The following is a 26,945-nucleotide window of genomic DNA, read 5'->3' as shown; positions in this document are numbered from 1 at the left end:
ATCCCGCCCTTGTGGGTCGGGACCGGCTGGAAATCAAGTGCGCCCCGGTCAGCGGATCGCGCCCTTGGCCTTCAGCTCGGCCTCGCGCGCGGTATCGGCCCACCAGAAATCCAGCGTGCCAAGCGCATAGGGCGGCATGGCCTGGGGATGGCGATAGATGTCGTAATAGGCCAGCGTGTATTCGGCCTTGAACCATTTCGGCACCCAGAAGCGCAGGCTGCGCAGCGCCCGGTCAAGCGCGTTGATGGCGGTGATGTTGTCTTCCTGCGTGGTGGCCTGCTGGCCGATCTCCAGCAGCCTGTCGATGGCCGGGTTCGCCAGGCCCATCGGGTTGAACACGTCGTCCTTGTCCTCGGACCCGAAGACCTGGCCCGCATAGCCGCCGATGGCATAGGACTGGCCCAGGCTGTCTTCGACCATGTCGAAATCCTTGGACCGGGTGCGAAGCTGCATCTCGGCATTGTCCACGCGGCGGTTCATGGCGTCGATGCCGATGGCGCGCAGATTCTGGATGAAGGGGTTGATGATGCGGTCGTTGCCCACGTCGTCGTTCAGGATCTCGACCGTCAGGGTCTGGCCGTCGGCGTTGCGGCGCATCCCGTCGGTTCCCACGGTCCACCCGGCCTGATCCAGCAGGGCCACGGCGCGGCGCATGTTCTGGCGGTCAAGCTGGCGTTCGCCGGACACGGGCTGGACCACCGCGTCGTCGGTCAGGATGCCATCGGGCAGATCGCCCGCGACGGGTTCCAACAGCGCCCGTTCCGCGTCGGACGGGGGGCCGTCGGCGCGGAATTCGCTGTTGTCCCAGAAGGAATTGACGCGGGTTTCCAGGCCGTACAGCAGCGTCTGGTTGGTCCATTCGAAGTTGAACATCAGCCCGATCGCTTCGCGGACGCGGATGTCCTGGAACTTCTCGCGCCGCAGGTTGAAGACCCAGCCGTCGCCGGTGGCGATCGTGCCATCGGCCAGTTCCTCGCGCACCACCGCGCCCGAGGCGAGCGCCGGAAAGTCATAGCGCGTGGACCAGTGCATCGAGGAGGTCTCGTTGCGGAACGTGTATTCGCCCGCCTTGAACGCCTCGAACGCGCTGTCGAAATCGCCGAACATCTCGTACCGGATGCGGTCGAAGTTGAAGCGGCCCTTGTTGATGGGCAGATCCCTGCCCCAGTAGTCGGGGTTGCGCTTGACGACCATGGTGCGGCCCATGTCGGCGCGGTCGAACATATAGGGGCCAGAGCCGATGAATGGGATGTTGCTGCTCTGCTCCAGATCGCGGTTATTCTCCTCGAAGTCCTTTTTCGAGAAGACGATCTGGTTGCCCATCTGGGAAATCACGTCGCGGCGGGGATAGCCTTCGGCGAAGGTGAACTTGATGCGGTGGTCGTCCAGAACCTCGGCCTTGGCGATCATCTGCCGCATCGCCATCCGGAAGGACGACAGGCCCTTGTCGCGCAGGGTTTCGAAGCTGAACAGAACGTCATGGGCGGTCAGGGGCGTGCCGTCGCTGAACTTCGCTTCGGGGCGCAGGTTGAAGATCACCCAATCCTTGCTTTCGGGATATTCCAGCGTCTCGCACAGCAGGCAGTAATCCACCCCCAGTTCGTCCGCCGGGCTGTCCATCAGCCGTTCCAGCTGGATCACCGACAGCGCGATGGCGCGGCCCCGATGGGTGAAGGGGTTGAAGCTGTCAAAGCCGCCGACCGCGCCGAAGGAAATCTCGCCCCCTTTCGGCGCATCGGGATTCACATAGGGGTAATGCGGAAAATCGGCGGGCAGCGCCGGTTCGCCGAACAGCGCGATGGCGTGGGTCTTGATGACCTTCTCGCCCCCTTCGGCCGCCGGTGCCTCTTGCGACAGGGCGGCAGAGGCCGGGGCAAGGGCAAGGGCGGCGATCAGGGCAAGGCGGCGCATCGGCGAACTCCGGCTGTGATGTCTGCTGCACGCTAGGCAGCGCCGGGGGCGCGATCAAGCCGCGATTTCGTGAAATCGGCGCGAGCGCGGGCCATGAAAAAGGCGCATCTCGCGATGCGCCTTCGGGTCTTGCCGCAGGCCCGGCTTACTGCTGGGATTCCAGATAGGCGATGATGTCGGCGCGGTCCTGCGGATCCTTCAGGCCCGCGAAGGACATCTTGGTGCCCGGCACCACGCCCTTGGGGTTGGCCAGGAATTCCTGCAAGGCTTCATGCGTCCATTCCGGCGCCTCGGCGGCGTGTTCGACCATGGCGGGCGAATAGCTGAAACCGCCGACCGAGGCGACTGCGCGGCCCACCACGCCGTTCAGGTGCGGGCCGACGCCGTCGGTGCCGTCCAGCTTGTGGCAGGCCTTGCACTTGCCGAAATCCTTTTCGCCCGCCGCGACATCGGCCGAGGCCATCAGCGCGGCAAAGTCGATGGTCTCCTCGACCGCTTCTTCGCCGCCCGCCGCGTCCTCGACCGGGATGGTATAGGCCTGCGCGTGCTCTTCGCCCTCGCCGCCGTGGCCGGCGGCGCCGACGTGATACAGGCCGCTTGCCGCCCAGTTGGCCAGCATCAGGAACAGCAGCGCGCCGATCAGCGCGCCTGCGGCCTTGGTCACGGTCATGGTGTTGAACATCGCGTGCGATCCCCGCATTGGTAAGCTCGTCAATTCGACGGGTATCTATCCGCTTTCGCTTTGAAGGATCAAGGTATAGTTACCGCGCCACCAGTCAAAATTCGGACAGCGGCCCATGACGACCCCCACCAACCGCATCGCCTTCCAGGGCGAACCCGGCGCCTACAGCCACGAGGCCTGCCGCAAGGCCCGCCCCGACATGGAGGCCCTGCCCTGCCGCACTTTCGAGGACGTGATCGAGGCCGTGCGCAGCCACCAGGCCGACCTGGCCATGCTGCCGGTGGAAAATTCCACCTATGGCCGGGTGGCCGACATCCACCACCTGCTGCCTGAATCCGGCCTGCACATCGTCGAGGAAGCCTTCGTCCGCGTCCATATCAGCCTGCTGGCCGTCCCCGGCGCCGCCCTGTCCGAAGTGCGCGAGGCGATGAGCCACACGGTTCTTCTGGGCCAGTGCCGGGGCTTCATGCGCCGCCACGGCATCCGCGCCGTGACCGGGGCCGACACCGCCGGATCCGCCAAAGAGGTGGCGTCCCGCGGCAATCCGTCGCTGGCGGCCCTGGCCTCGCCCCTGGCGGGCGAGATCTATGGCCTGGACCGACTGGCCGACCAGATCGAGGACCGGCAGAACAATACCACCCGCTTCCTGATCATGTCGCGCCAGCCCGATTACAGCCGCCGGTCGGACCGGATGCTGACCAGCTTCGTCTTCCGGGTCCGCAACATTCCCGCCGCGCTCTACAAGGCGATGGGCGGGTTCGCGACGAACGGCATCAACATGACAAAGCTGGAAAGCTATATGGTCGACGGCGTGTTCACCGCAACGCAGTTCTATGCCGATGTCGAAGGCCATCCCGAGGATCCCGCCCTGCAACGCGCGCTGGAAGAACTGCGCTATTTCACCTCGTCCCTGGACATGCTGGGCGTCTATCCCGCCGATCCCCTGCGCGAGGCGCAGCGCCAAGACGCCTAGACGGCGCGCAGGTAGGCCACGAAATCGGCGATCCGCTGGTCGTATTTGCGGTCCAGCTGCGCCTTGCCCAGCTTGGCGGTTTGCAGCAGCAGGCGGGCGCGCATGGTGCGGGGGCGGATTTCGGTTTCGAACAGCAGGCGCGATTTCACCCGGCTGAGCGCGACGACGGTAAGGTTGATCGCCAGGTCGAACTGGTCGGAGTGCCCGTCCAGCGTGATATGCGACGGCCGGTCGAAGCGCGTCACGTCCATCCGCACGATGCGCAGCCCGCCCCGCCAGTGGAACCGGATCACCCAGCCCAGGCCGGTGCCGGGTTCAAGGGACGGATCGATCCGGCGGACCTGGGCACCTCGGGCGGCCAAGGCGCGTTCGCTTCGGGAAAAGTCGCCGATGAGGTCGAAAAGCTCGGCCGACGATCTGTCGGTGTCGATGCGGGACGAAAATTTCATGCCTGCCTTGACCCTCCTCCCGACCCCGGCGCGGCTGCCGCGACCCTGGGTTCATAAGGCACCGGAGGCGTCGTGTTCAACCGCAAGGACGGCGCCCCGCAGAGACCCGCCGATCGCATCCCCGCGTCTGTGACGAATATGCTCCGACCCCGGCATTAATCGTCCGCTTTGACAATCTAGGGTTGAGAAGATGCACTCCCTCCGGGTAGGTTACGGTTTGGCGCGGATGCCAAGCCGGTCTGTAATCGGGGTTTTTTGTGATGCGGGACGCAACGGACGAGATCTGCGCATGCGATCTTTCTGCCGGTGCCGCCGACCCTGTCGCCCTGCGGATCCTGGCCACCACCGACATGCACATGAAGCTGCTGCCCCACGACTATCTGGCAGACCGGCCCTGCGCGCGGGGCAGCCTGGCGCAAATCGCCTCGCTGGTGGACAGGCACAGGGCGGCGGCGCGTAACACGCTGCTGCTGGACAACGGCGATTTCCTTCAGGGAACGCCCCTGGGCGATCAGGCGGCGCGCGCGGGCACCAAGAGCCATCCCGCCATCGCCGCCATGAACCTGATGGGCTATGACGCCGCCGCCATCGGCAATCACGACTTTGCCTTCGGGCTGGACGTGCTGCAATCGGCGGCGCGGCAGGCGCGGTTTCCCTTTCTGGCGGCCAACCTGAGGTTGCGGAGCCGGGCGGATTTTCCCGGCTTCACTATCCTGGACAAGCCGGTCCTGACCGCATCAGGACGTCGCCTGGTGCTGCGCATCGGCGTGGTTGGCTTTCTGCCGCCGCAGACGACCGCCTGGGACCGCGACCTGTCGCGGCAGATGGCCTGCGCCGACATCCTGGAGACCGCGCGCCGCGTCCTGCCCCGGATCCGCGCGGAGGGCGCGGAACTGGTCGTGGCCTTGGCCCATAGCGGGATTTCCGACCGCCCGTCCCGTCCCGGCGCGGAAAACGTCGCAGCCGACCTGGCCGCCCTGGACGGGGTGGACGTGATCGTCGCGGGCCACACGCACGAGGTTTTTCCACGCGCGGGCAGCGGCGCCGCAGGCGCCACCCTGTCGGGCAAGCCCGCCGTGATGCCCGGTTTCGGCGGATCGCATCTGGGGGTCATCGACCTGTCGCTGACTCATGACCAGGAAACGGGATGGCGCCTGTCCCACGCCTCTGCCCGGTGCGAGAGGGTGGCGCCCGACCAGCCCGCCTCGCCCGCCGTCCTGCGCGCGGTGGCGGCCACGCATCGGCTGACCCAGACCCATCTGCGCCGCCGCATCGGCCACAGCGACCGGCGCATCAGCAGCTATTTCGCCCTGGTCGGAGTCGATCCGGCGTTGCGCCTGGTGAATATGGCGCAACGCTGGTTCGTGCGCAAAAGCCTGAAGGGCACGCGGCTGGACGGAATCCCGGTTCTGTCCGCCGCCGCGCCTTTCCGGGCAGGGGGCCGGGGCGGTCCTGACCATTACACCGATGTGGCGCCGGGGCGGCTGCGGCTGGGCAACCTGACCGACATCTATTCCTTTCCGAACCGCATTTGCGCCCTGCTGGTCACCGGGGCGGACTTGCGCGGCTGGCTGGAGCGGTCGGCCAGCCTGTTCCGGCAGATCCGGCCTGGCTGTTCTGACCAGCCGCTGACCGATCCGGGCTTTCCGGCCTATCAGTTCGATGTCATCCAGGATCTCTGCTGGGACATCGACCTGTCCCGCCCCCCCGCCTTCGCGCAGGACGGCCGCGCGACGGGCGGCAGTCGGGTGCGCGACCTGACCTGGCGCGGCGGCGCCCTGGCCGACGACGATCGCTTCGTGCTGGCGACCAATTCCTATCGCCTGGCGGCCTGCGGGCTGTTCGCGCCGCTGACGGCGGGAACGCCAGTGATTCTGCCGCCCGGACCGCCGACCCGCGACGTGATCCGCGATTACCTGCGCCAGCGCCGCCACCTGTCGATCGAAGCCGCCCCCGCCTGGCATTTCCTGCCGATGCCCGGAACCTCGGCCCTGTTCGAGACCGGACCCCAGGCCCTGCCCCTTCTGCCCGAAATCTCCGCCCGCTGCGGCAGGCGCATGGAGCATGTGGGCAGATCCGACGGCGACTTCGCGGTGGTGCGCCTGCATCTTTGACGGTTGCATCGCGCCGCGCGGCGCACTATCTATCCGCCTGAGAGGTTGGCGCGGGCAGGCGCCTCGCCAACCCGGTCAGGTCCGGAAGGAAGCAGCCGTAACGAGCCCCGCTTGGGTCGTTGTCCAGCCTCTCACCCCTCCCCCCCATCCGAACGACCGCAGCGCGCAGCACTTCGGCGCCCGTTGGTTTGCAGATTTTCATTTTTCTCTTTGGATGAAAAACATAGTTTGCAAATTTTCTTGATTTTGCTTCCCTGCCCTTCCCCGCCTGACTAGGCTTCGGCGCAACAAGCGGGAGGTGCTGCGATGAAGGATATTCTTCAGGAACTGGAAGACCGCAGGACGCAGGCCCGCTTGGGCGGCGGGCAGCGGCGGATCGACGCGCAGCACGCACGGGGCAAGCTGACGGCGCGCGAACGCATCGAAATCCTGCTGGACGAAGGCAGCTTCGAAGAATTCGACATGTTCGTCACCCACCGATCCACCGATTTCGGGATGGAGGCGGACCGCCCCTATGGCGACGGGGTGGTGACCGGCTGGGGCACGATCAACGGCCGCATGGTCTATGTGTTTTCGCAGGACTTCACCGTCTTCGGCGGGTCGCTGTCCGAAACCCATGCCCAGAAGATCTGCAAGATCATGGACATGGCGATGCAGAACGGCGCGCCGGTGATCGGACTGAACGATTCGGGTGGCGCCCGGATCCAGGAAGGCGTGGCGTCGCTTGCGGGCTATGCCGACGTGTTCCAGCGCAACATCATGGCCTCGGGCGTGGTGCCGCAGATCAGCGTCATCATGGGGCCTTGCGCGGGCGGCGCGGTCTATAGCCCGGCAATGACCGACTTCATCTTCATGGTGAAGGATACCTCTTACATGTTCGTGACCGGCCCGGACGTGGTCAAGACGGTGACGAACGAGGTCGTGACCGCCGAACAGCTTGGCGGGGCGTCCACCCATACGAAGAAATCCTCGGTCGCCGACGGCGCCTTCGAGGACGACGTGGAAGCCCTGACCGAAATCCGCCGCCTGTTCGATTTCCTGCCGCTGAACAACCGCGACAAGGCGCCGGTGCGGCCCTTCTTCGACGACCCCGCACGGATCGAGGAGAGCCTGGACACCCTCATTCCCGACAATCCGAACCAGCCCTATGACATGAAAGAGCTGATCGTGAAGGTCGCGGACGAGGGCGACTTCTACGAGATCCAGAAGGATTTCGCGGGCAACATCATCGTGGGCTTCATCCGTATCGAGGGCCGCACAGTGGGCGTCGTCGCCAACCAGCCGATGGTGCTGGCCGGGTGTCTGGACATCGACAGCTCCCGCAAGGCCGCGCGCTTCGTGCGCTTCTGCGACGCTTTCGAAATTCCGATCCTGACCTTCGTGGACGTGCCGGGCTTCCTGCCGGGCACGGGACAGGAATATGGCGGCGTCATCAAGCACGGCGCCAAGCTGCTGTTCGCCTATGGCGAGGCGACGGTGCCGAAGGTCACGGTCATCACCCGCAAGGCTTATGGCGGCGCCTATGACGTGATGGCGTCCAAGCATCTGCGCGGCGATTTCAACTATGCCTGGCCCACGGCGGAAATCGCGGTGATGGGCGCCAAGGGCGCGGTCGAGATCCTGTATCGCAGCGAACTGGGCGACAGCGACAAGATCGCCGCCCGGACCCGCGATTACGAAGGCCGCTTCGCCAATCCCTTCGTGGCCGCCGAAAAGGGCTTCATCGACGAGGTGATCCAGCCCCATTCGACCCGCAAGCGCATCGCCCGCGCCTTCGCCAGCCTGCGCACCAAGCAGCTGTCGAATCCCTGGAAGAAGCACGACAACATTCCTTTGTAAGGTGCTAACGGTGTTGCACAAACGCGTGAATGATGCAGGCTGGCCACAGGCTGCGGGACATTTGATGCCCGCCGCCCGGCCCGCCTGTCTGCGCCTGCGTGCCGCCGCTATCATGCCCGGCGGGGCGGTGCATGAAGACATCCCCCTGAACCCGAGCAGACGGGCGCAGCCGCGCCCGCTTTACAGGAGCGTGACGACATGTCGAAGAAAATCATCCTCAGCCTCGTGCTGGTCTCGGCCTTTGCGGCGTGCCAGCGTCAGGCCCCCGAACCCGAAGTCTATGTGCCCGCCGCCAACCCGGTCACGACCGAGCCGGTCTATCAGGGCAAATACGGCGCCAACTGAGCCGAACCGACTGACATTGCGCGGGCGGTCCGGCTGCCCGCGCCTTTCCGGCCCGGCCCGCCCCGACAAAAGGGGCACATCATGCTGAAACACCGGGGCTTTCCGGGACGCCTTCCCGGCACCGATTTCCAATTCGTCATCCGCCGCGAAAACCGCAAGAAGGGCGCGACGCCGATCACCCGGCGCGAACGCTTCCGCGACCGCAAGCCGGCCGACCGCCGCGCCGATGCCGGTTTCCTGGCCGCGCTGATCGAACATTTCGGAGACGAACCCTTCGTTCGCGGCAACCTGGACGCAGGCCGCCTGGGTTGGCTGATCGGGCGCGAGGTCAAGCCCGTCGGCGCCTTCGATCCCGCCGATTACGACCAGTTGCTGCAAGTCGACATGGCCGCCGCCGAGGCGTCTTTCCCCGAACTGTTCGCCCAGGACAGCCCGCCTGATTTCGGCTGGGAGGAAGACGATTGGGACGACGGCGACGACGACCATCCGGCGGATCGTTGAGAATGCGCAATTTGCTGCCTAGGGCCTTGAAGTCACACCCATGTCAGTTTGACCTTGCCCCCGGCTGTGCGATAGTCGGTCACCATCCTTCAACGGCCGGTCATCCGGCCCACTATACAGGCAAATCCTTATGCAGACTTCGCTGTTCACCCGTGTCGCCGCTGGCGCTTTCGTTCTTCTGGGCCTGGCGGCCTGCGACCAAGGCTATGGCACCGCGACCGGCCTGTCGCCCGATGCGCAGCGCGCGGCTGGCGGCGCCGTCGCCGGTGCGGTCATCGCCAAGGCCCTGGATGAGGATCTGGCAACCGGCGCGGCTATCGGCGCCGTGGGCGGCGCGCTGTGCGACGACGCCGGCGTCTGCCAGCGTCGTTACTGAACCTGACCGGCTGGGCGGGCGTTCCCGTCCAGCCAATCACCTCACAGGAAGACAGACATGTCCAAATTCCTTGCCATTGCCGCCCTTGTCGGCGCGACTGCCGTTGCGGGCTGCACCCAGGGCATCAACCCGACCGACACCGACCGCGCGCTTATCGGCGCGGGCGTGGGCGCGACCGTCGCCCATGTCGGCGGCCACAACGTCGTCAAGGGCGCTGCCATCGGCGGCGCGGCCGGTGCGCTGTGCAACGACGTGCGGCTTTGCCAATAACGCGCTGATCCCGGCGCGCACGTCGCGCCGCGACCCATCGATCGCCGCCCGGGGCCTTGCGCCCCTGGGCGGCTTTTTCATGCCTGGCCGGGGGGGCCGCCCATGTTCAAGAAAATCCTGATCGCCAACCGGGGCGAGATCGCCTGCCGCGTCATCAAGACCGCCCGCAAGATGGGCATCGCCACCGTCGCCGTCTATTCCGACGCCGACCGCAACGCGCTGCATGTCAAGATGGCCGACGAGGCCGTCCATATCGGCCCGCCCCCCGCCAACCAGTCCTATATCGTGATCGACAAGATCATGGACGCCATCCGCCAGACCGGCGCCGAGGCCGTCCATCCCGGATACGGCTTCCTGTCCGAGAACATGAAATTCGCCGAGGCGCTTGAGAAGGAAGGCGTGATCTTCGTCGGCCCGCCGTCCCCGGCGATCGAGGCGATGGGCGACAAGATCACCTCGAAGAAGATCGCGCAGGAGGCCGGGGTTTCCACCGTGCCGGGCTATATGGGCCTGATCGCGGACGCGGACGAGGCGGTGAGGATCAGCGATCAGATCGGCTATCCGGTGATGATCAAGGCGTCTGCGGGCGGCGGCGGCAAGGGGATGCGCATCGCCTGGAACGCCGAGGAAGCGCGCGAGGGCTTCCAATCCTCGAAGAACGAGGCGGCCAGCAGCTTCGGCGACGACCGCATCTTCATCGAGAAATTCGTGACCCAGCCGCGCCACATCGAAATCCAGGTGCTGGCCGACAAGCACGGCAACGCGGTCTATCTGCACGAACGCGAATGTTCCATCCAGCGCCGCAACCAGAAGGTCATCGAAGAGGCGCCCTCGCCCTTCCTCGACCCCGAAACCCGCCGTGCGATGGGCGAAGAGGCGGTCGCCCTGGCGAAGGCGGTGGGCTATACAAGCGCGGGCACGGTGGAATTCATCGTGGACGGCCAGAAGAACTTCTATTTCCTGGAGATGAACACCCGGCTTCAGGTGGAACATCCGGTCACCGAACTGATCACCGGCATCGACCTGGTGGAACAGATGATCCGCGTCGCCGCAGGCGAAGCCCTGCCCTTCGCGCAGTCGGATCTGAAGATCAACGGCTGGGCGATGGAAAGCCGCCTGTATGCCGAGGATCCCTATCGCAACTTCCTGCCCTCGATCGGGCGGCTGACCCGCTATCGCCCGCCGGTCGAGAAGGCGGCCGGGCCGATGCAACAGGCCGACCGCTGGGTGCCCGCCCATCCCGGCGACACGCCTGCCGTGGCCCAGACCGGGGTGCGCAACGATACCGGCGTCTACGAGGGCGGCGAGATCAGCATGTTCTATGACCCGATGATCGCCAAGCTGTGCACCTGGGCGCCGACGCGGGCCGAGGCCATCGAAGGGATGCGCGTCGCCCTGGACGAATTCGAGGTCGAGGGGATCGGCCACAACCTGCCCTTCCTGTCGGCGGTGATGGATCATCCGAAATTCGTCTCGGGCGACATCACCACGGCCTTCATCGCCGAGGAATATCCCGATGGCTTCCAAGGCGCCACGCTGCCTGGGGACGAACTGGCCCGCGTCGCGGCGGCGGCATCGGCCATGCACCGCGTGGCCGAGATCCGCCGCGCCCGGATCAGCGGGCGGCTGGACAACCACGAACGCCGCGTCGGCGAAAACTGGGTGGTCTTCGTCGGTGACCGCGAGGTGCCGGTGCGCATCCGCGCCGACCGCGACGGCGCGACGGTCGCCGTGAACGGCCGCGACCTGCGCGTCGAAAGCGACTGGAAGCCCGGCCAGACGCTTGCCCGGCTGCTGGTGGACGGCCGCCCGCTGGTGTTGAAGGTCGACAAGATCCCCGCCGGTTTCCGCCTGCGCACGCGCGGCGCCGACCTGAAGGTGCAGGTCCGCCGTCCCCGCACCGCCGAACTGGCCCGGCTGATGCCCGAAAAGCTGCCGCCGGATACGTCGAAGTTCCTGCTGTGCCCGATGCCGGGCCTGGTGGTGAAGATCAACGTGGCCGTCGGCGACGAGGTTCAGGAAGGCCAGGCGCTTGCCACGGTCGAGGCGATGAAGATGGAAAACATCCTGCGCGCCGAACGCAAGTCGGTGGTGAAGTCGGTCAATGCCGAACCGGGCCAAAGCCTCAAGGTCGATGACGTGATCCTGGAATTCGAATGAGCGTCGCCGCCACCCTGTCCGACGCCCGCGTCGTCGCCGCCATGATCGGCGGCGCGGTGGTCGCGGGCGGCTGGGTGGTGACGCATCTTCTCAGCGCGGCGCGGGACCGTGCCGCGCGCGCCGAACGCGTCCGCGACGTGCAGGGCGCGCTTTACGCCGAAATCCGCGTGCATGTCGCGACGCTGAAGGGCCAGAACCTGCCCCGCTATGGCGCCGAGATCGAGGCGCTGATCCTGAAGGGCGGCGGCTTCTTCCCGGTGATCCCGACCGAACACAACGACCGCCTGTTCAGCGCCATCGTCGAGGACATCCACGTCCTGCCCTTCCGCGTCGTCGATCCGGTGGTGCAGTATTACAACCAGCTTGCCACCATCGGCGCGATGATCGCCGATCTGCGCGCCTTGCGGCTGAACCGGATCGGCGCGCAGAGGGCCGCGCGGATGTATCGCCACTATATCGAGATGAAGATCGAGGCGATCGACCTGGGCGAAGAAGCGATGGCCTTCCTGCTGGCCCATCTGACCGGCGGCAGCGAGGCCGTCGCCAGGCTGAGCGATTCGCGGCAAAAAGCCCGCCTTGCGGAAACCAAAGCGGGCGTCACAACGTGGATTCAGGCTGAAAAGACGCGGCTCAGCGCGGGGAATAACCCGGCATCGGGCCGGTTCGGCCAGTAATGGGGCGCGGGTTGTAGGATGTCGTGCTCATGTCGAACCTCCTTGTCCTTCGGGTTGAATATAGGCGGCGCGCGCCTGCATTTCAATCCTCATGGCAACAGCCCCGCCCGGCCGATCTCTTGCCGGCGCAGGGGCAGCTTGTCGATGGCGCGGCTGATTTCGCGCACGTCCCAGGGCAAGGGGCGGCGCTGCTTCACCTGCCCGTCCTTGTCGATGATGACCAGCGAAAAGCCGCGCGGATGCAACTGCTGCCGCCAGGCGCTGTTGGCCTGCGGATCGCTGTCGGCTATGATCACCACGTCGCGTTCGACCAACGCCTCGCTGCGGCCTTCCAGGGCGCGCATCTGCTGGCGGAAGGCCGGATCGTCTGGCGTGTCGGCAAAGACCACCACCGGACGCGCGTTCCACAGGAAATCGACCGGGCTGGCGTCGGATGCGGACAGGATCCGCAGCTCCGCACGCGGTTCCGGCGCCACCGGATCGGCCGGAACCTCCTCGGGACTGGCGGGCTGGGCCTCGACCTGGGGCGGGGGCGCCTCCCTGGCCGGTCCCATGGCTGCGGCCAGCATCGCGAATATCAGCAATTTCAACTTCATCGGCACCCCTTCCTGTTCTGAATATAGGGCAGGCCGCGCCGTGCGAAAGGATGGATCATGACGAAACCCACGCTGGACGACTGGCAGAAGCTGGCGGCGAAGGAATTGAAGGGGGCCAACCCCGACAGCCTGACCTGGAACACGCTGGAAGGCATCCCCGTCAAGCCCCTGTATACCGAGGCCGACCTGGAGGGGCTGGACCATCTGGGTTCCCTGCCCGGCATCGCCCCCTTCACGCGCGGGCCGCGCGCGACGATGTATGCGGGCCGCCCTTGGACCATTCGCCAATATGCGGGCTTTTCCACGGCCGAGGAATCGAACGCCTTCTATCGCAAGGCGCTTGCCGCCGGTCAGCAGGGCGTGTCGGTGGCCTTCGATCTGGCCACGCACCGGGGCTATGACAGCGACCATCCGCGCGTGGTGGGTGACGTGGGCAAGGCGGGCGTCGCCATCGATTCGGTCGAGGACATGAAGATCCTGTTCGACGGCATCCCGCTGGACAAGGTGTCGGTGTCGATGACCATGAACGGCGCGGTGATCCCGATCCTGGCGAACTTCATCGTCACCGGCGAGGAACAGGGCCATTCCCGCTCGGTGCTGTCCGGGACCATCCAGAACGACATCCTGAAAGAGTTCATGGTCCGCAACACCTATATCTATCCGCCCGAGCCTTCGATGCGGATCATCGCGGACATCATCGAATACACCAGCAAGGAGATGCCCAAGTTCAACTCGATCTCGATTTCCGGCTATCACATGCAGGAAGCGGGCGCGAACCTGGTGCAGGAACTGGCCTATACGCTGGCCGACGGGCGCGAATACGTGCGCGCGGCGCTGTCGGCGGGGATGGACGTGGACCAGTTCGCGGGGCGGCTGTCCTTCTTTTTCGCCATCGGCATGAACTTCTTCATGGAGATCGCCAAGCTGCGCGCCGCGCGGCTGCTGTGGCACCGGATCATGTCGGACTTCAATCCCAAGAAGGACAGCAGCCTGATGCTGCGCACGCATTGCCAGACCTCGGGCGTGTCCTTGCAGGAACAGGATCCCTATAACAACGTGATCCGCACCGCCTATGAGGCGATGTCGGCGGCGTTGGGCGGCACGCAGTCGCTGCACACCAACGCCCTGGACGAGGCCATCGCCCTGCCGACCGAGTTCAGCGCGCGGATCGCGCGCAACACCCAGCTGATCCTACAGGAGGAAACCGGCATCACCCATGTCGTCGATCCGCTGGCGGGGTCGTATTACATCGAGAGCCTGACCGCCGAGCTGGCCGAAAAGGCCTGGGCGCTGATCGAGGAGGTCGAGGCCATGGGCGGCATGACCAAGGCCGTCGCCAGCGGCATGCCCAAGCTGCGGATCGAGGAAACGGCCGCGCGGCGCCAGGCGCTGATCGACCGGGGCGAGGACGTGATCGTCGGCGTCAACAAGTATCGGCTGGCCCAGCAGGATCCCATCGACATCCTGGACATCGACAACGTGAAGGTCCGCGACAGTCAGATCGCCCGGCTGGAGAAGATTCGCGCCACCCGCGACCAGGCGGCCTGCGACGCGGCGCTGCTGGAACTGGGCCGCCGCACGGTCGAGGGCGGCAACCTGCTGGAGGCGGCGGTCGAATGCGCCCGCGCGCGGGCCAGCGTCGGCGAAATCAGCCTGGCGATGGAAGCCACGTTCGGGCGCCACAGGGCGGAGGTGAGGACTTTGGCAGGGGTTTACGGAGCCGCTTATGAAGGCGACGAGGGTTTCGCGGCCATTCAGCGCGACATCGAAGCCTTCGCCGAAGAAGAAGGCCGCCGCCCTCGGATGCTGGTCGTCAAGATGGGCCAGGACGGCCACGACCGGGGCGCCAAGGTGATCGCCACGGCCTTCGCCGATATCGGCTTCGACGTGGACGTGGGACCGCTGTTCCAGACCCCCGAGGAAGCCGCCCAGGACGCCGTGGACAACGACGTGCATGTGGTGGGGATCAGTTCGCAGGCGGCGGGCCACAAGACCCTGGCGCCGAAGCTGATCGAGGCGCTGAAGGCGCAGGGGGCCGAGGATATCCTGGTGATCTGCGGCGGCGTGATCCCGCAGCAGGATTACGATTATCTGCGCAAGGCTGGCGTCAAGGCGATCTTCGGGCCGGGCACCAACATCCCGGCGGCAGCGGCCGATATCCTGAAGCTGATCCGGGAAAACCGCGCGGCCTGATTGCGTCCCGCGATAGCCGGGGGACTTCACGTCCCCCGGACCCCCTGTGGGATATTTGGACAAAGGTGAACAGGCGTTGCCTTACCTGGCCGGCTGTGAAACCCTGCCGGAAAAACAAGGAAACAGCGGATGGACGTGCGGGAGATCAGGCAGGTCGACTGCATCAAATGGAGCACGAAGTTCGGGCCGCAATACGTCAACCGGCTGCACGGGATGATCGGGCGCGACATCACGCCGCCCGTCCGGCTGCTCGGCCTTACGGATGACGGGGCGGGGCTGCATCCCGACATGGCTGTCAGGCCGGTGCCGGTTTTTGCAGGCACCCTCGACCTCTCCCGTGCCAGCGAAGAACGCTGCCACAAGAACGAAAACCGTCGTCGGGCGCCGAGATATCTGCGGCGGGCCTTTTCCGGGCGCCGCTGCGAAAGCCTGTCCCGGCACTTGCGCCATGACCTGCTGTCCGCGACCCAGGTCCGGGGGCTGTCGCGCGAATAGCCATGGCCCTGCCCCGCGCCCCCGACCGCCTATCCGACGAGATGGCAGCGGCCATCGGCCATGCCGTGGCGGGCTTCGGCTTTCTTGAGGAGGCGTTGAAGCGGGCGATCTTTTCCCTGTCCCGCCAGCAACTGGGCGAGGAGGCGGACGACAAGGCGTTGCAGCGCTGGCTGCGGCGGATGGAGGAGATCGCCGACGATACCCTGGGCACGCTGATCGACAGTTTCGCGGCCTCGATGCGGCAGGCCGAAGTCCAGGGCCGTGACCGGCTGGCCGAGGATCTGCGCGCCATCCGCCTGAACCGCAACCTGCTGTGCCATGCCTCGTGGCGTCCGGGGCGCAAGCCCGGCCATTGGCATCCGACCTTCATCAACACGCGCGGCGAACGCTATCCCGACGAGATGGACCCGGCAGCCGTCCACGCCATCCATGCCGAAACGCTGCGGGCCGCGCGCCGGGTCGTGTCGATCATGCGCGGAACGGGCATCGACGGGGAATGGGCAGGGCTTGACGAAGGCGGCTGACTCGCGCGTTGCATGACGGCGCGGCCCGCGCTAACAGCAGGCAGTCGCAGACAAGAGGCCTTTATGTCGTCCCCCCTTCGCCCCGATCCCCTCAGACTTGGCATCGCCGGGCTTGGCACCGTCGGGATCGGTGTCGTCAAGATCGTCCAGAAACACAGCGATCTGCTGGCGCGCCGCACGGGCCGCACCGTGGCGATCACCGCCATCTGCGCGCGCGACAGGCGCAAGAACCGCGATGCCGACCTGTCGTCCTATCGCTGGGAGGACGATGCGATGGCGGTGGCCACGGCGGATGACGTGGACGTCTTCGTCGAACTGGTGGGCGGCGACAGCGGCATTGCCAAGGACAGCATCGAGGCCGCCTTGCGGTCGGGCAAGGATGTCGTCACCGCGAACAAGGCGCTGCTGGCGGTCCACGGACAGGCGCTGGCGGAACTGGCCGAGAGCCTGGGCCGCACCCTGCGCTTCGAGGCGGCGGTGGCGGGCGGCATCCCGGTCATCAAGGCGATGACGGAATCGCTGGCCGGCAACGAGATCCGCCGCGTCATGGGCGTGATGAACGGCACCTGCAACTATATCCTGACGCGGATGGACAGCGCGGGCCTGCCCTATGACGCCGTGTTCGAGGAAGCGCGGCAGCTGGGATACCTGGAAGCCGACCCGACGCTGGACGTGGGCGGCATCGACGCGGGGCACAAGCTGGCGATCCTGTCCTCGATCGCCTTCGGCACCCGGGTCAATTTCGAGGCCGTCGAGATCGAAGGGATCGAGCGCGTCAGCATCGACGACATTCGCCGCGCTGCCGACATGGGCTACAAGATCAAGCTGCTGGGCGTGGCGCAGATGACGCCGCGCGGCCTGGAACAGCGCATGTCGCCCTGCCTGGTTCCCGCCGACAGCCCCCTGGGGCAGTTGATGGGCGGCACCAACATGGTGGTGGTCGAAGGCGACAGCGTGGGCCAGCTTGTGCTGCGCGGCGCGGGCGCGGGCGAAGGCCCCACCGCCAGCGCGGTCCTGTCCGACGTGGTGGAAATCGCGCGCGGCGTGCGGATGCCGGTTTTCGGCCAGCCCGCCACGACCCTGAAGGCCGCCCAGCCCGCGCGCACCGCCGTTCCGGCGGCCTATTACATCCGCCTGGAATTGCAGGACAAGCCGGGCGCCCTGGCCAAGGTGGCGACGGTCCTGGGCGATGCCGGGATCTCGATCGACCGGATGCGGCAATACGGCCAGCACAGCCCCGACAGCGTGCCGGTGCTGGTCGTGACCCACAAGACCACGCCCGAGGCGATCGACTTTGCCATCGAGACCCTGCCCCGCACCGGCGTCCTGGCGGGCGAGCCGGTCGAATTGCGGATCGAGGAAGTGTGACGAAGAAAGGGGGCGCTCGCGCCCCCTCTTGCGCGGGGCGCAATTCACCCGCGAGGATATTTGGACACAGAAAAGGCTTCAGCCGCCCGCAATGATTCGCACATAGTTGCGGGTTTCGCGATAGGGCGGGATGCCGTTGTATTTCTGCACCGCGCCCGGCCCGGCATTATAGGCGGCAAGCGCCAGGCGCCAGTTGCCGAACTGGTTGTACATCATCCGCAGGTAGCGCGCGCCGCCATGCAGGTTCTGCACCGGGTCATGCGGGTTCACGCCCAGCTTGGCAGCCGTTCCGGGCATCAACTGCGCAAGGCCGGTGGCGCCTTTGTGAGACCGGGCGCTTGGGTTCCAACCCGATTCCTGCTGGACCAGCCGCAGGAACAGATCCTCGGGGATGCCATAGCGCCGGGCGGCGGCGCGGGCGTGCGGGATGAAGTCGCTGCGCTTGCCGCGATAGGCGGGGATGTTCGCCGAAAGCTCGATCTCGACCGAACTGGAGGCGCCGCCGCGCGGCTGGAGCCGTGCCGATTGCTGGTATTGCCCGGCCAGCCGCGAATCCATCAGCCGGGTCTGGCGGGCGAACTGTTCGGCGCGCGATTTCGACGAACTGCCCGACAGGCGCAGCCCCTCGGCCCCGGCGGGCAGCGCAAGGCCGGCGACCAGCATCGCGCACAGACCCGCCTTGATGGTAGGGATGAATGTCATGTCCCGTCCCTCGTTGTTCTGGGTTTTGCGGGGACTATACAGAAATCGGGCCGCATCGCCAGCATCGCTTTTCGGCCAGGCAGCACGCGGCGGCAAAGCGCGCATTTGCATCGCGGCGGGGGCTGCGCTAGACCCGTCGCAAGACCATCTTTGCAGGAAAACGTCATGGCAGGCAGCGTCAACAAGGTCATCCTGATCGGCAATCTGGGCGCCGATCCCGAAATCCGCACCTTTCAGAATGGCGGCAAGATCGCGAACCTGCGCATCGCCACCTCGGAGACGTGGAAGGACCGCAATACCGGCGAACGCAAGGAGCGGACGGAATGGCATTCCGTCGTCATCCATTCGGAACCTCTGGTCCGCGTGGCCGAGCAATATCTGAAGAAGGGCAGCAAGATCTATGTCGAGGGTCAGCTTGAGACCCGGAAATGGCAGGATCAGTCCGGCGCCGACCGCTATACGACCGAGGTCGCCCTGCGCCCCTATCGCAGCGAGTTGACGATGCTGGAAGGCCGGGGCGGATCCGGCGGTGGCGGCGGCGGCCGAGACAGCGGCGGTTATGACGATTACGACCGGGGCGGCTCGTCCTCGGGCGGCGGCAACAAGGGCGGCAGCAGCCGCAGCGATTACGACGACGAAATCCCGTTCTGATCTGCGGTCGGGGCGCCCTAGCGGGCGTCCCGCAGCACGGCAGCCAGGGTGTCGGGCTGCACGTCGTCGCTGACGAAAGCCTCGCCGATGCCGCGCGCCAGGACGAATCGCAGGCGGCCGTCAAGGACCTTCTTGTCCTGCCCCATCAACGCGATCAGCGCCGCATCGTCGGGCAGATCGCCCGGAATATCGCGGATCGCGGCGGGCATTCCCATCCGGCGCAGGTGTTCCAGCACCCGCGACGGCGCTTCCTGGCTGCACAGACCCATCCGGGCCGACAGATCGAAGGCCAGCGCGCAGCCGACCGCCACGCCTTCGCCATGCAACAGGCGGGACGAATAGCCGGTCGCGGATTCCAGCGCATGGCCGAAGGTGTGGCCCAGGTTCAGCAGCGCCCGTTCGCCCTGTTCCGTTTCATCGCGCGTGACGATCCCGGCCTTCATGGCGACCGAATGGGCCACGGCGTGCTGGCGCAGCGCCATGTCGTCGCGCAGGCGGGGGGCGTTCGCTTCCAGCCATTCGAAGAAATCCGCGTCGCCCAGCAGGCCGTATTTCGCAACCTCGCCATAGCCCGCGAGGAAATCGCGCGGGCTCAGCGTGTCCAGCACCGCGATGTCGGCCAGAACCAGCGAGGGCTGGTGGAAGGCGCCGATCAGGTTCTTGCCATGCGGGCTGTTGATGCCGGTCTTGCCGCCGACGCTGCTGTCCACCTGCGCCAGCAGCGTGGTGGGGATCTGCACGAAGCGCACGCCCCGACGCAGGATCGCGGCGGCAAAGCCCACCAGGTCGCCGATCACGCCGCCGCCGAAGGCCACCACGATGTCGCGGCGTTCGACCCGCTGGTCCAGCAGCCATTCGACGCAGGCGGTCAGGTGCGGCCAGCTTTTCGTGGCTTCGCCCGCAGGCAGGGTCAGCGCCTCGGACGCGATGCCTTCGGCCTTCAGCGCGGCTTGCAGGCGCGGCAGATGCAGCCCGGCCACGGTTTCGTCGGTGACGATGGCCACGCGGGGGCGACGCAGCAGGGGCGCGATTTCCCTGCCCGCGCGGTCGATCAGGCCGGGGCCGATGCGCACATCATAGGCGCGGTCGCCCAGGGGAACATGGACGGTAACGGGATCAGAGGTCATGGCGTCTCGGTCACAAGGGCGGGATCGGCGGTTCGGATGGCGTCCAGCAGCCGCGTCGTCGCGGCATCCACGCTGTCGCCGGGGCGGGCGGGAAAGGTCAGTTCGGCCAGGGCATAGGTGGGGTTCCGCTCGGCCAGCAGCCGCGCCAGCGTGCCCTTGGGATCGGCGGTTTGCAGCAGGGGCCGGGTGCTGCGCTGGCGGACGCGGTGCCACAGCGTGTCCAGGTCGCAGGACAGCCAGACCGACATGCCTGCCGCGCCGATGGCCGCGCGGTTGCGGTCCTGCATCCAAGCCCCTCCTCCGGTCGAGATCACGCGCGGCGATTCCCGCAGGATCCGGGCGATCACCTGCGCCTCTCGGTCGCGGAAGAAGGCCTCTCCATCGCGGGCGAAGATTTCGGAAATGGACATGGCGGCCGCCGTCTCGATCTCGACATCCGAATCGGTGAAGGGGACGTGCAGCCGCCGGGCCAGTTCCGACCCGAGCGCGGTCTTGCCCGCCCCCATCATTCCGACCAGCACGATATGGCGCCCCAGACGCTGGCGCATGTCTGTCCCCCGTTTCTTGGCCCGACTGAATGGCGTGATCTTTCGGAAAATGCCATATATATTCCGGTCAGGCCGGCAAAAGACCGGCCGCAAGCGCAAACGACAAAGAAACGAGGCGAATTCGATGCGGCTGCTCAAGGTTCTGGTGGTGCTGATCGTGGCGGCGGTGGTCGGCCTGGCGGGCTATGCCTATTTCGGCGACATGCAGCCGGTCCGGTCAGAAGTGCGCAGCCCCGTCAGCGGCGCCCCGGTGGCCCCCGCCGCCCCCGCAACCGGGACCGCGACCGAGTGAGCCATCGCCTGCTGCCCCTTGCCCTGGCGCTTGGTCTGGCCCTGCCCGCCCAGGCCCAGCAACCTCTGTCGGCCAGCGACTGGCTGTCGGGCAGCGTGCGCGGGCCCGACCGCGAAAGCTCGGCCTGGCGGCCCGGCGATGCGCCGCCTCCCGGCGTTCCGGGCGCGCCCGGTCCCAAGCCGGTGGCCACCACGGGCGAGGTCGGGCCGGTCCAGGTCACGCGCCTGGGCATCGGCAACCCCGACACGGTGGGCCTGAAAACGCCGCGCAAGGCAGGGCTTCCGGCCGATCTGTGGGCGGGCAGCAGCGCCGCCACGCTGGCCGGGCTGATCCTGCGCACCCCGGCCCGGCTGCCCGCGATGAACGCGCTGCTGGACCGCCTGCTGACCACGCAGCTGACCCCGCCCAGCCAGGCCGACACGCCGCCGGGCACGCTGTTCCTGGCCCGCGCCGACCGCCTGCTGGACGCGGGCGCGGTGGACCGGGCGCAGGCCCTGCTGACCGCCGCCGGACCCACCACGCCCGAGATCTTTCGCCGCCTGTTCGACATCGCCCTGCTGGAGGGGGACGAGGCGCGCGCCTGCGAGATCATGAACACCACCCCCGGCATCGCCCCCAGCTTCGCCGCGCGGATCTTCTGCCTGGCGCAGACGGGCGACTGGGCCGCCGCCGCGATCAGCCTGCACGGGGCCGAAACGCTGGGCCTGCTGGATCAGGGCCAGGCGGTGCTGCTGACGCATTTCCTGGACGACGCCTATGTGGACAGCGACCAGATGCTGCCGCCGTCGGACCGCATGACGCCCCTGGATTTCCGCATCCACGAGGCGATCGGCCAGCCGCTGCCGACATCCTCGCTGCCGATCGCCTTCGCCCATTCCGATCTGCGCCCGAACAACGGCTGGAAGGCCCGGCTGGACGCGGCCGAGCGGCTGGCCCGCGCCGGGGCGATGTCCCCCGCCGCGCTGCGGGCGCTGTACAGCGAACAGAAACCCGCCGCCTCGGGCGGGGTCTGGGAACGCGCGGGCGCGATGCGCACGCTGGAGGCCGCCTTGGCGGGCGGCGATCCCTCGCCGGCGCTGCCGGCTGCCTTCGACGAATTCCGCAAGGCGGGCATGGCCGATGTGCTGGCCGCGATGATCGCCGCCGACCTGCCGCAGGGGGGCGAAGGCCGGTCGGCCGAGATCGCCACGATCCTGCGCCAGTGGCAGGGGCTGCCGGTGCCGGTGCCGCTGGTCCTGGACCCCGCGCTGAACGCCGAAGCCGTCGAGCCGCCCTCCACCCAAAGGGGCGAGGCGCTGCTGACCGCCATGGCCGATGTGGACGCTGGCCTGGACGGCGACATGGCCCGCGCCGGGCGCGGTCTGGCCATGCTGCGCGCCTTGGGCCTGGGGGCCGAGGCCGACCTGGCCGCCGCGCAACTGTCGCTGCTGCCCGTCATGCGGCCCAGCCCGTGATTGCCGATCATCGCGCCATATCGGCCTTTCTGGACGCCAAGGCCGCCGAATCCGGGTCGGCGCGCAACACCGTGCTGGCCTATGGCCGCGACCTGCGCGACCTGTCCGACTGGCTGGCCGCGCGCAGGCTGGCCTTGGCCGACCTGACCCGCGAACGGGTCGAGGATTACCTGACCCATTGCGACGCTCAGGGCCTGTCACGGGCCACGCGCGCCCGGCGGCTGTCCTCGATTCGGCAGTTCACCCGCTTCGCGCTGGAGGAAGGCTGGCGCGACGACGATCCCGCGATCCGCATCAGCGGGCCGGGCCGGGCCAAGCGCCTGCCCAAGACGCTGGACCGGGACGAGATCGACGCCCTTCTGGCCGCCGCACCCCGGATCGGGCGTCACCCCGCCGATCAGGCGCGCAACCTGTGCCTGATCGAGCTTCTGTATGCGACCGGGATGCGCGTCAGCGAGCTGGTGTCGCTGCCCGCCGCCGCCTGCCGGGGCGACCCCAATGTGCTGCTGATCCGCGGCAAGGGCGACAAGGAACGCATGGTGCCCCTGACGCCGCCCGCCCGGCGCGCCCTGTCGGCCTGGCTTGCGATCCGCGACAACGCGCCCAAGGACAGCCCGCTGGGCCGCCTGGTCGCGGGCAAGGGCGCGCGCTGGCTGTTTCCCGCCCCCGGCGTGGCGGGGCACATGCCGCGCCAGACCTTCGGTCGGCTGCTGAACGACATGGCGGTGGCGGCGGGCGTGTCCCCCGCCCGCGTCACGCCGCATGTGATCCGCCACGCCTTCGCCACGCATCTGCTGCAAGGCGGGGCCGACCTGCGGTCCATCCAGACCCTGCTGGGCCATGCCGACCTGGGCACGACCGAGATCTATACCCATGTCCTGGACGAACGGATGCGCGACCTGGTCCTGACCCATCACCCCTTGGCCCAGGCCCCCGCCGTCTCTAGGAAGGCGGGACGGGAAGCGGGGGAATAGGGAATGCAGGTTCTGGCGCGGGCCTTTGCCCTGATGGGGCGGAAAAACCCTGCGACGGGCAGGCCCGCCAACGCGCAGACGGCGGGCATCGCCCTGATCCTGGCCGCGATCCTGGGATTTACGCTGATGGACGCGACCGCCAAGCACCTGACCCAGACCTATCACCCGGCGCAGGTGGTCTGGGCGCGCTTCGTCGGCAACCTGGCGATCTTCGCGGTGATCTTCCGGGACGCGATGTTTCCGCTGATGCGCACCCGCCGCCCCTGCCTGCAATTTTCCCGCGCGCTGATGCAGCTTGGCTCGGTCGGGCTGTTCTTCAGTTCGCTGCAATATATCGGCCTGGCCGAGGCGACCGCGATCATGGACCTGAACCCCGTCCTGATCACCCTGGGCGCCGCACTGTTCCTGGGCGAGAGGATCGGCCCCCGGCGGCTGGCGGGCATCGGCGTGGCGTTGATCGGCGCGCTGATCATCATCCGCCCCGGCCTGGGCGTCTTCCAGCCCGCCGCCCTGCTGCCGCTGGCGGGGGCCTTCACCTATGCCGCGGGCGCGCTGCTGACGCGGATGGCGCGGGCGGATTCGGTCGCGACCTCGGTCATGTGGTCGGCGGTGGTGGGCAGCGCGCTGACATCGCTGGTGGTGCCCTTCGTCTGGCAGCCCATCGCCATGGCCGACCTGTGGGCCTTCGCGCTGCTGGGGATCTTCGGCACGCTCAGCCAGTATCTGCTGGTCCGCGCCTTCGCCACGGCCGAGGCGGGCGTGCTGGCCCCCTTCGGCTATACCGGGCTGGTCTGGGCGGGGCTGTGGGGCTGGCTGCTGTTCGGGCAGTTGCCGGATCCGTTCACGGTCGCGGGCGCCGGGCTGATCGTCGCGGCGGGCCTCTATGTCTGGTCGCGCGAATCCCGCGCGGCGCGGAGAATGCCATGAGCCATCCCGACACGCCTCCCCTGTCCGACCGCATCGCCAATGCCGCCTTCCTGTCGGTGATCGGGCTGGCCCGGCTGCTGCCCTACGAAAGACGCATCCCTGCGGTCGGCTGGCTGTTCGGGCATGTTCTGGGCCCGCTGGCAGGCTGGCGCCGGCGGATCCGCGACAACCTGGCCCTGGCGCGCCCCGACCTGACCGAAGCCGAGGTCAAGGCCCTGACCCGCGCCGTCCCCGACAATGCCGGGCGGTCGGTGGCCGAGATCTATTCGGGCGAGGAATTCACCGCCCGGATCCGCGACGCCGACCCGCTGGAAGGCCCCGGCCTGCCCGCGTTGGAGGCCGCCTTCGACGCGCATCGCCCGGTCATCATCGCCTGCGCGCATTTCGGCAATTACGACGCCATGCGCGCGGCGCTTGCCGGGCGCGGCTGGCCGGTCGGCGCGCTGTACCGTCCGATGAACAACGAGGCGTTCAACCGCCACTACATCCCCGCTATCACCGCCATCGCCGAGCCGCTGTTCCCGCGCGGCCGGTCGGGCCTTGCCTCGATGCTGCGGTTCCTGAAGGGCGGCGGCTGGCTGGCCCTGGGCTTCGACCAATACGACCGCCACGCCCCGGAACTGCGCTTCTTCGACCTGCCCAGCCGCACGGTCCTGACCCCCGCCGAGCTTGCGCTGCGATACGACGCCTTGCTGATCCCGGTCCACGGCATCCGCTGCCCGGACGGGCTGCGGTTCCGCGTCCATGTCGGCGATCCGGTCCCGCACAGCGATCCCGCCGCGATGATGCAGGCGCTGAACGACGATCTGGAGATGCTGGTCCGCCGCCACATGGACCAGTGGTTCTGGGTCCACCGCCGCTGGAAGTGACGGGTCGGTGCGCACATCGGCGCACAGCCCCTGCGCGCCGGTGAACCTTGCGGCGGCGCGGGGCCGGACCCTACATCCCCGGTAACGCGCAATCCCGCGCAGCAAGGGAAATTCATGAAGAAGATCGGCTTTCTGTCCTTCGGCCACTGGTCGCCGGAACCCGGATCCCAGGTCCGCACCGCCCAGGACGTGCTGCTGCAATCCATCGATCTGGCGGTTGCGGCCGAGGAGCTGGGCGCGGATGGCGCCTATTTCCGCGTGCATCACTTCGCCCGCCAACTGGCCTCTCCGTTCCCGCTGCTGGCGGCCGTCGGCGCGCGCACCAGCCGGATCGAGATCGGCACCGGCGTCATCGACATGCGCTATGAAAACCCGCTGTACATGGTCGAGGACGCGGGGGCGGCCGACCTGATCTCGGGCGGGCGGCTGCAACTGGGCATCAGCCGGGGCAGCCCCGAACAGGTCGTCGATGGCTGGCGCCACTTCGGCTATCACCCCGCCGAGGGCGAGACCGACCAAGACATGGCCCGCCGTCATACCGAGGTGTTCCTGCAACAGCTTGAGGGCAAGGGCTTCGCGCGGCCGAACCCGCGCCTGATGTTTCCGAACCCGCCGGGCCTGTTGCGGCTGGAACCCCATTCCGAAGGTCTGCGCGACCGGATCTGGTGGGGATCGGCCTCGAACGCGACGGCTGAATGGGCGGCGCGGATGGGCATGAACCTGCAAAGCTCGACCCTGAAAGTGGATGAATCGGGCGAGCCGTTCCATGTCCAGCAGGCCCGCCAGATCCGCATCTATCGCGACGCCTGGAAGGCTGCGGGCCATCGGCGGACCCCGCGCGTGTCGGTCAGCCGGTCGATCTTCGCCCTGGTCAACGACATGGACCGCCGCTATTTCGGGCGCGGCGGCAAGGACAGCGACCAGATCGGCAACATCGACAACTATCGCGCCGTGTTCGGGCGCAGCTATGCCGACGAACCCGACTGCCTGGTGGACCAGTTGCGCGACGACGAGGCCATCGCCGAGGCCGATACCCTGCTGCTGACGGTGCCGAACATGCTGGGCGTGGATTACAACGTCCATGTGCTGGACAGCATCCTGCGCCACGTCGCCCCGGCGCTTGGCTGGCGCTAACCCAAGCCGGTCTCGCGCAGATAAATCCTGACCGCCTCCGCCACATGGCGGAAGCGGTCGCCGCCCAGATGCTTGCCGCCATACCAGCGGGTCACGATCACCGCTTGATCGCGCAGCCCGGCGCGCTCCAGCATTTGCAGGATCAGCGCACCGGCACCCGCTTCGCCGTCGTCGTCTTTGACCGGCTCGCCCGCCAGGACCGCCGCCCAACTGTGATGCGTGGCCTTGGCGAACCGCTTGTCGCGCGTCAGTTCCGCCAGCAGCGCCGCGACCTCGGCCCGGCTGGCCGCCGCCCCGCCCGACACCGCATAGCGCGACCCCCGATCCGAGATGATCTTGTCGAAGACCTGCATCACGCGCCGGGGCTGCCGCGCCGCCGCACATACAGCTCCAGCCGGTGATGGACGATGTCATATCCCATCTCGGCCGCAATCTCGGCCTGCAGGCGTTCGATGCGGTCGTTGGTGAACTCCATCACCTCGCCCGTATCCAGGTCGATCATGTGGTCGTGGTGCCGCTGGTCCGCAGCCTCCCATCGGGCCGGTTCGCCCTGGAATTCCAGTTTGTCGATGACGCCCTGGGTCTGCAACGTGGTGAGCGTGCGATAGACCGTCGCCAGCGACACGCCCGCGCCCGCAGCCTCGGCCCGGCGGTGCAGTTCGGCGGCGTCGGGATGATCCTCGCTGGCCGCGATCACCCGCAGCAACGCCGCGCGCTGCCGCGTCACGCGCACCCCGGCGCGCCGCAAAGCCTGTTCCAATTGTGAAGCACGGTTTTCCATGAATCCGTCATGCAGC

29 protein-coding genes and 1 other RNA gene are annotated in these 26,945 nt (G+C 67.5%); 21 read left to right on the top strand and 9 right to left on the bottom strand.

All coding sequences use genetic code 11. The annotated features are described in order from the left end of the window. Positions 1–48: 48 nt before the first annotated feature. Both ACTJI6_RS09145 and ACTJI6_RS09140 read right to left on the bottom strand, forming a co-directional pair. A complete protein-coding gene (locus ACTJI6_RS09145) occupies positions 49–1,911 on the bottom strand; it encodes an extracellular solute-binding protein (protein WP_440799980.1) in 1,863 nt (620 codons plus the stop codon). Positions 1,912–2,056: 145 nt separating this feature from the next. Next, on the bottom strand, positions 2,057–2,593 hold the full coding sequence (locus ACTJI6_RS09140) for a c-type cytochrome (RefSeq protein WP_126154906.1): 537 nt from the start codon (positions 2,591–2,593) through the stop codon (positions 2,057–2,059). 115 nt (positions 2,594–2,708) lie between these two features. On the opposite strand from ACTJI6_RS09140, the gene ACTJI6_RS09135 reads away from it, so the two are divergent. Continuing rightward, a complete protein-coding gene (locus tag ACTJI6_RS09135; RefSeq protein ID WP_440799978.1) occupies positions 2,709–3,566 on the top strand; it encodes a prephenate dehydratase in 858 nt (285 codons plus the stop codon). Here ACTJI6_RS09135 and ACTJI6_RS09130 read toward each other — a convergent pair. Further along, a complete protein-coding gene (locus ACTJI6_RS09130; protein ID WP_440799976.1) occupies positions 3,563–4,015 on the bottom strand; it encodes a hypothetical protein in 453 nt (150 codons plus the stop codon). The two genes, ACTJI6_RS09135 and ACTJI6_RS09130, sit on opposite strands and share 4 nt — an antisense overlap. A 260-nt stretch (positions 4,016–4,275) precedes the next feature. Between ACTJI6_RS09130 and ACTJI6_RS09125 the strand changes: the two genes are divergently transcribed. The 9 genes from ACTJI6_RS09125 (at position 4,276) to ACTJI6_RS09085 (ending at position 12,294) form a co-directional block, all read left to right on the top strand. Next, entirely contained in the window at positions 4,276–6,129 is a 1,854-nt protein-coding gene (locus ACTJI6_RS09125; protein WP_440799973.1) for a bifunctional 2',3'-cyclic-nucleotide 2'-phosphodiesterase/3'-nucleotidase, read from the top strand. Between the two features lie 39 nt (positions 6,130–6,168). Beyond that, positions 6,169–6,265: signal recognition particle sRNA small type (ffs, locus tag ACTJI6_RS09120), an RNA gene on the top strand. A 170-nt stretch (positions 6,266–6,435) separates the two neighbouring features. Next, positions 6,436–7,968, top strand: coding sequence for an acyl-CoA carboxylase subunit beta (locus ACTJI6_RS09115; protein WP_126154825.1), 1,533 nt, complete (start codon positions 6,436–6,438; stop codon positions 7,966–7,968). 198 nt (positions 7,969–8,166) lie between these two features. Beyond that, the gene (locus tag ACTJI6_RS09110) at positions 8,167–8,313 is read left to right on the top strand and encodes a hypothetical protein (RefSeq protein WP_164555228.1); all 147 of its coding nucleotides are present in this window, start codon (positions 8,167–8,169) and stop codon (positions 8,311–8,313) included. Positions 8,314–8,394: 81 nt separating this feature from the next. Next, entirely contained in the window at positions 8,395–8,814 is a 420-nt protein-coding gene (locus tag ACTJI6_RS09105) for a hypothetical protein (protein WP_440799968.1), read from the top strand. Between the two features lie 130 nt (positions 8,815–8,944). Next, positions 8,945–9,190: a hypothetical protein gene (locus tag ACTJI6_RS09100; protein ID WP_103173705.1), complete on the top strand. Its 246-nt coding sequence runs from the start codon at positions 8,945–8,947 to the stop codon at positions 9,188–9,190. A 57-nt stretch (positions 9,191–9,247) separates the two neighbouring features. Further along, a complete protein-coding gene (locus ACTJI6_RS09095; RefSeq protein WP_440799964.1) occupies positions 9,248–9,460 on the top strand; it encodes a hypothetical protein in 213 nt (70 codons plus the stop codon). A 102-nt stretch (positions 9,461–9,562) separates the two neighbouring features. Next, positions 9,563–11,620, top strand: a complete 2,058-nt coding sequence (locus tag ACTJI6_RS09090) for an ATP-binding protein (RefSeq protein ID WP_440799961.1) — start codon at positions 9,563–9,565, stop codon at positions 11,618–11,620. Continuing rightward, a complete protein-coding gene (locus tag ACTJI6_RS09085) occupies positions 11,617–12,294 on the top strand; it encodes a hypothetical protein (RefSeq protein WP_126154821.1) in 678 nt (225 codons plus the stop codon). The genes ACTJI6_RS09090 and ACTJI6_RS09085 overlap by 4 nt, the downstream gene beginning before the upstream one ends. Before the next feature lie 89 nt (positions 12,295–12,383). On the opposite strand, the gene ACTJI6_RS09080 is transcribed toward ACTJI6_RS09085, so the two are convergent. After that, positions 12,384–12,890, bottom strand: a complete 507-nt coding sequence (locus ACTJI6_RS09080; protein WP_440799957.1) for a DUF4174 domain-containing protein — start codon at positions 12,888–12,890, stop codon at positions 12,384–12,386. A gap of 57 nt (positions 12,891–12,947) precedes the next feature. Here ACTJI6_RS09080 and scpA point away from each other — a divergent pair, with 57 nt between their 5' ends. The 4 genes from scpA to ACTJI6_RS09060 all read left to right on the top strand — a co-directional run bounded on the left by scpA (position 12,948) and on the right by ACTJI6_RS09060 (position 17,470). Continuing rightward, positions 12,948–15,083 carry a methylmalonyl-CoA mutase gene (gene scpA / locus ACTJI6_RS09075; protein ID WP_440799954.1) on the top strand — a complete coding sequence of 712 codons (2,136 nt, stop codon included), beginning with the start codon at positions 12,948–12,950 and terminating at the stop codon, positions 15,081–15,083. Between the two features lie 129 nt (positions 15,084–15,212). Beyond that, a complete protein-coding gene (locus ACTJI6_RS09070) occupies positions 15,213–15,578 on the top strand; it encodes a hypothetical protein (protein WP_440799951.1) in 366 nt (121 codons plus the stop codon). A 2-nt stretch (positions 15,579–15,580) separates the two neighbouring features. Beyond that, the gene (locus tag ACTJI6_RS09065) at positions 15,581–16,102 is read left to right on the top strand and encodes a hypothetical protein (protein ID WP_126154817.1); all 522 of its coding nucleotides are present in this window, start codon (positions 15,581–15,583) and stop codon (positions 16,100–16,102) included. Positions 16,103–16,165: 63 nt separating this feature from the next. Further along, the gene (locus ACTJI6_RS09060; protein WP_440799948.1) at positions 16,166–17,470 is read left to right on the top strand and encodes a homoserine dehydrogenase; all 1,305 of its coding nucleotides are present in this window, start codon (positions 16,166–16,168) and stop codon (positions 17,468–17,470) included. A 78-nt stretch (positions 17,471–17,548) separates the two neighbouring features. Here the strand turns inward: ACTJI6_RS09060 and ACTJI6_RS09055 are convergent, their stop codons facing one another. Continuing rightward, positions 17,549–18,172 carry a lytic transglycosylase domain-containing protein gene (locus tag ACTJI6_RS09055; RefSeq protein ID WP_126154815.1) on the bottom strand — a complete coding sequence of 208 codons (624 nt, stop codon included), beginning with the start codon at positions 18,170–18,172 and terminating at the stop codon, positions 17,549–17,551. Positions 18,173–18,337: 165 nt separating this feature from the next. Here ACTJI6_RS09055 and ssb point away from each other — a divergent pair, with 165 nt between their 5' ends. Beyond that, positions 18,338–18,823: a single-stranded DNA-binding protein gene (gene ssb, locus ACTJI6_RS09050; RefSeq protein ID WP_440799945.1), complete on the top strand. Its 486-nt coding sequence runs from the start codon at positions 18,338–18,340 to the stop codon at positions 18,821–18,823. 17 nt (positions 18,824–18,840) lie between these two features. Here the strand turns inward: ssb and aroB are convergent, their stop codons facing one another. Both aroB and ACTJI6_RS09040 read right to left on the bottom strand, forming a co-directional pair. Then, positions 18,841–19,950 (bottom strand): 3-dehydroquinate synthase, encoded by a 1,110-nt coding sequence (aroB, locus tag ACTJI6_RS09045; RefSeq protein WP_440799942.1) that lies wholly within the window; start codon positions 19,948–19,950, stop codon positions 18,841–18,843. Further along, entirely contained in the window at positions 19,947–20,537 is a 591-nt protein-coding gene (locus tag ACTJI6_RS09040; protein WP_440800218.1) for a shikimate kinase, read from the bottom strand. Before ACTJI6_RS09040 ends, aroB begins: the two co-directional genes overlap by 4 nt. A gap of 85 nt (positions 20,538–20,622) precedes the next feature. Between ACTJI6_RS09040 and ACTJI6_RS09035 the strand changes: the two genes are divergently transcribed. The 6 genes from ACTJI6_RS09035 to ACTJI6_RS09010 all read left to right on the top strand — a co-directional run bounded on the left by ACTJI6_RS09035 (position 20,623) and on the right by ACTJI6_RS09010 (position 26,148). Further along, positions 20,623–20,790, top strand: coding sequence for a hypothetical protein (locus ACTJI6_RS09035; protein WP_440799939.1), 168 nt, complete (start codon positions 20,623–20,625; stop codon positions 20,788–20,790). Beyond that, entirely contained in the window at positions 20,787–22,244 is a 1,458-nt protein-coding gene (locus ACTJI6_RS09030; RefSeq protein ID WP_440799936.1) for a hypothetical protein, read from the top strand. Before ACTJI6_RS09035 ends, ACTJI6_RS09030 begins: the two co-directional genes overlap by 4 nt. After that, positions 22,241–23,218: a site-specific tyrosine recombinase XerD gene (locus tag ACTJI6_RS09025; protein ID WP_440799933.1), complete on the top strand. Its 978-nt coding sequence runs from the start codon at positions 22,241–22,243 to the stop codon at positions 23,216–23,218. The genes ACTJI6_RS09030 and ACTJI6_RS09025 overlap by 4 nt, the downstream gene beginning before the upstream one ends. A 3-nt stretch (positions 23,219–23,221) precedes the next feature. Beyond that, positions 23,222–24,145, top strand: a complete 924-nt coding sequence (locus ACTJI6_RS09020; RefSeq protein ID WP_241232787.1) for a DMT family transporter — start codon at positions 23,222–23,224, stop codon at positions 24,143–24,145. After that, complete coding sequence (locus ACTJI6_RS09015) at positions 24,142–25,014, top strand: lysophospholipid acyltransferase family protein (protein ID WP_126154809.1); 873 nt, start codon at positions 24,142–24,144, stop codon at positions 25,012–25,014. The genes ACTJI6_RS09020 and ACTJI6_RS09015 overlap by 4 nt, the downstream gene beginning before the upstream one ends. Positions 25,015–25,128: 114 nt before the next feature. Continuing rightward, complete coding sequence (locus ACTJI6_RS09010) at positions 25,129–26,148, top strand: LLM class flavin-dependent oxidoreductase (protein ID WP_126154808.1); 1,020 nt, start codon at positions 25,129–25,131, stop codon at positions 26,146–26,148. Here ACTJI6_RS09010 and ACTJI6_RS09005 read toward each other — a convergent pair. After that, positions 26,145–26,501, bottom strand: a complete 357-nt coding sequence (locus ACTJI6_RS09005) for a YigZ family protein (protein ID WP_126154807.1) — start codon at positions 26,499–26,501, stop codon at positions 26,145–26,147. The two genes, ACTJI6_RS09010 and ACTJI6_RS09005, sit on opposite strands and share 4 nt — an antisense overlap. After that, positions 26,501–26,929, bottom strand: coding sequence for a Fur family transcriptional regulator (locus ACTJI6_RS09000; RefSeq protein WP_126154806.1), 429 nt, complete (start codon positions 26,927–26,929; stop codon positions 26,501–26,503). Before ACTJI6_RS09000 ends, ACTJI6_RS09005 begins: the two co-directional genes overlap by 1 nt. Between the last annotated feature and the right edge of the window lie 16 nt (positions 26,930–26,945).

This window comes from Paracoccus sp. 22332, assembly GCF_052045125.1.
Lineage (GTDB): Bacteria > Pseudomonadota > Alphaproteobacteria > Rhodobacterales > Rhodobacteraceae > Paracoccus > Paracoccus haematequi_A.
Note: the sequence above shows the minus strand (reverse complement) of the source record. Positions and strands in the feature narration are given on the sequence as shown.